The 3,107-nt window shown below is 38.1% G+C and carries 3 protein-coding genes; all 3 read right to left on the bottom strand.

From position 1 onward, the window contains the following. Positions 1–256 precede the first annotated feature (256 nt). A complete protein-coding gene (gene arcC / locus ENL20_02395) occupies positions 257–1,198 on the bottom strand; it encodes a carbamate kinase (protein HHE37404.1) in 942 nt (313 codons plus the stop codon). A 232-nt stretch (positions 1,199–1,430) separates the two neighbouring features. Then, positions 1,431–2,468: an ornithine carbamoyltransferase gene (locus tag ENL20_02390; protein HHE37403.1), complete on the bottom strand. Its 1,038-nt coding sequence runs from the start codon at positions 2,466–2,468 to the stop codon at positions 1,431–1,433. Between the two features lie 166 nt (positions 2,469–2,634). Continuing rightward, complete coding sequence (locus tag ENL20_02385; GenBank protein ID HHE37402.1) at positions 2,635–3,096, bottom strand: transposase; 462 nt, start codon at positions 3,094–3,096, stop codon at positions 2,635–2,637. Between the last annotated feature and the right edge of the window lie 11 nt (positions 3,097–3,107).

Raw genomic sequence — 3,107 nt, 5'->3', positions numbered from 1 at the left:
GTGCATTAACCGTGTTAATGCCAAGCGATTCCGATTTATATCGGAACTTCCAAATGATGAATCACAATCAGGATTGATTGTGTTACAAGAATATTCTGTCTGACTGGACTTCATCTCCGGCAACTGCCGGATGATGGAGTTCAGTTGGTGAAGTGCTAACTCAAGTCCAATTTCGCTTCGCTCTGTTGAACTCGAGTCATCGCTTAATATTTTCTGTTTCGAGTCGTCGTCACTTCGTTCCTTACGACTCGAAAAGCTATTTCACAATCCTCGTTCCGGCTTTCCCGGCAACAGCATCTGCCAGAAGATCAGGAGTTGTGATGATCACTTCTTTTCCACCTGCTTCCAGAAAATCGATCGCTGATTCGATTTTCGGTAACATACTTCCCGCTTTAAAATGACCATCAGTGCAATATTTTTTTGCTTCCTGCAGAGTCATTTTGGAAATCGCTCGTTCATCTTCTGTTCCGAAATTAAGAAAAACCTGTTCGATAGCAGTTGAGATGATAAGATAATCAGCTTTTAGATTTCTGGCGAGAAGTGATGAAGCTCTATCTTTATCGATCACTGCCGGAACTCCTTTCAGAAAACCGTTCTCATCTTCTATAACGGGAATTCCACCACCACCGACAGCAATAACGATAAAATCGTTTTTCGCTAAAGCTTCGATGGCATCCTGCTCGATTATTTTTATCGGAATCGGAGACGCAACTACTCTTCGATAACCTCTTCCTGCATCTTCGATAATATCCCAGCCAAACTGTTCTTTGTTTGCTTGAGCGTCTTCTTCTGTCAGGAATGGACCGATCGGTTTGGAAGGATTTTGAAAAGCATCATCGTTTTTATCAACCAGAACTTGAGTAACAACTGTTGCTACTCCTTTTTGAATTCCTTTCTCTTTGAGAATGTTTCCAACTGCCTGCTGGATCTGATAACCGATCGCGCCTTCAGTATCCGCTCCTGCAGACGGAATCGGAACTTCGTGTAATTGACCTTTTGCCAGTTCTGATCTTAACAGGATAAATCCAACCTGCGGACCATTACCGTGAGTAACAATTACATTAATTCCCTGCTCGATCAATTTTACGATATGTTTTGAAGTTTCGTAAATACAATTGTATTGATCTTCGACAGTTTGATGCTCCTTATCTTTGATCAGAGAGTTTCCTCCAATCGCTAAAACTGCTAATTTTGACATTTATTTTCCTCCAAGAATTATATAAGCCTTGAAAAAGTTTTATAAGGCTTTTCTTCCTGCTGAATTTTTTCAATGGTTTCTTTGCATTATCTCACTAATTATTCTTATATTCCTCGCTAAACCATTGAAAAGGCTGATGTGAAAGAATTCCTCTGGATAAAGCCTTTTCAAGGATTTCTCCAGAGATTGCTTTGATTGTAACAGCAAGATCGAAAAACTCGCAAAGACAAATTTATACTTCCACTTTCATCCCTGCAATTGTCATTGCCATTATTGCTTTTTGAGTATGAAGCCGGTTTTCGGCAATATCAACAATAATAGAATTCGGTCCGCTGGCAACCTTATCTGTAACTTCTTTTCCGCGATCGACTGGCATCGGATGAATATATAAAGCATTATTGGTGCGGTTCATTCTTTCCTGATTGCAGATCCAATCCGTCATTTTACTGGCTCTGGCAATCTCTGCTTCTTTACCGATTTCATAGAAATCCGGTCCGAACCAGTTACGGGAATAGACAAACTCTACATCTTTTGTATATCCTTCATTTGGATCGTTAATGATCTCGAATTTTTTTCCGTTCGCATCGCAGTTTGCTTTTACTTTTATGATTTCTTCTTCAGGAAGATCATAACCTTTTGGGAAAGCCAGTTTCACATTCATTCCTAATCGAGAAGTTATGAGCAGATTTTCGTGAACCGAGCAATATGAACGAGCAAGTGCTCCGTGTGCCCAGGTCATCAGAACAGTTTTTCCTTCCAGGTTTCCTCGATGTTCCTGCATTCCCATTACATCGGAAAGTCCCTGGCAGGGATGATATTTATCATCTGCCATATTGATAACAGGAGCATTCATCCATTTGGCATATTCCCGCAGAAGAGCATTTCCATCGCCGTAATTCTCAACGGAAGTTTCCAGAATCCTGATTCCCATTCCGCAGGCATAACGATCGAGAACTTTAGCTGCATCCTCGATAGTTTCTCCTGCTTGAACTTCTACTCCTCGGCTGGTTTTCTTCAAACGCATTGTTTTTGGTTCCAGGAATTGGGCGTGTCCTCCGAGTTCTGTCGCAGCCGCTTCGAAGGATATTCTCGTTCTTAAAGACGGATTGTAAAAGAACATCAAAAAAGTTTTATCCTTTAAAAGTTTATTGTACTTTTCTCCATACCTATCTGCTTTCATCTCTTTTGCTAATTTCAAAAGAGCTTTTATTTCCTGCACCGATATCTCTTGCGTGCAGATGATGTCTTTTCCTTTTAAATCTATTTGCATTTGGTTCTCCCTTATTTGTACATTGAAAAAGTTTATAAGGCTTTTCTTCCTGCTGAACTTTTTCAACGGTTTTTTGCATTATGTTACTTATTATCCTTATCTTTCACGCTAAAACCATTGAAAAGGCTGACTTGAAAGAAATCCTCTGGAAAAAGCCTTTTCAAGGTTAATTTTCATAATTTTCTTCTTCCCATATTTTTGATTCCCAATATTCTTTAAAGGACATCTTGTATTCATTTCCGGAATTGTAGAATTCCAAACGAATTTTCTTTGAAATCATTGAATTTTCAGAATCTGAACTCCAATTATTGTAGCTTGAATATTCCCAATTAGATGGATCACTAACTAATTTTGCCTTTATAGGATTTAAATGTAAATAATGAATTATATTAGCGAGATATTCATTTGAATTTATAATCTTCGGTTTTGTCGAACTTTCAAACAAAGTTCCCTTACGATCATTTTGTTTATTAAATGCTTGGACATATCCACTTAAAACTTTCTGAATCCATTTTGCAATAATCTTCTCAGAATTCTGTCTGACTAAAAGATGAAAATGATTTGGCATTAAGCAATAAGAAATTATATCAAGATTGTATTTTTCTTTTGTAAGTCTAATCTTTCGCAAGAAAAAACGAT

The sequence above is a fragment of the Candidatus Cloacimonadota bacterium genome, from assembly GCA_011372345.1.
Lineage (GTDB): Bacteria > Cloacimonadota > Cloacimonadia > Cloacimonadales > TCS61 > DRTC01.
This window is presented reverse-complemented; position numbering and strand designations above follow the sequence as displayed.

Coding starts and splice junctions, on each gene's coding strand:
- arcC (HHE37404.1), bottom strand. CDS start 1,198: ATGTCAAAATTAGCAGTTTTAGCGATTGGAGGAAACTCTCTGATCAAA.
- ENL20_02390 (HHE37403.1), bottom strand. CDS start 2,468: ATGCAAATAGATTTAAAAGGAAAAGACATCATCTGCACGCAAGAGATA.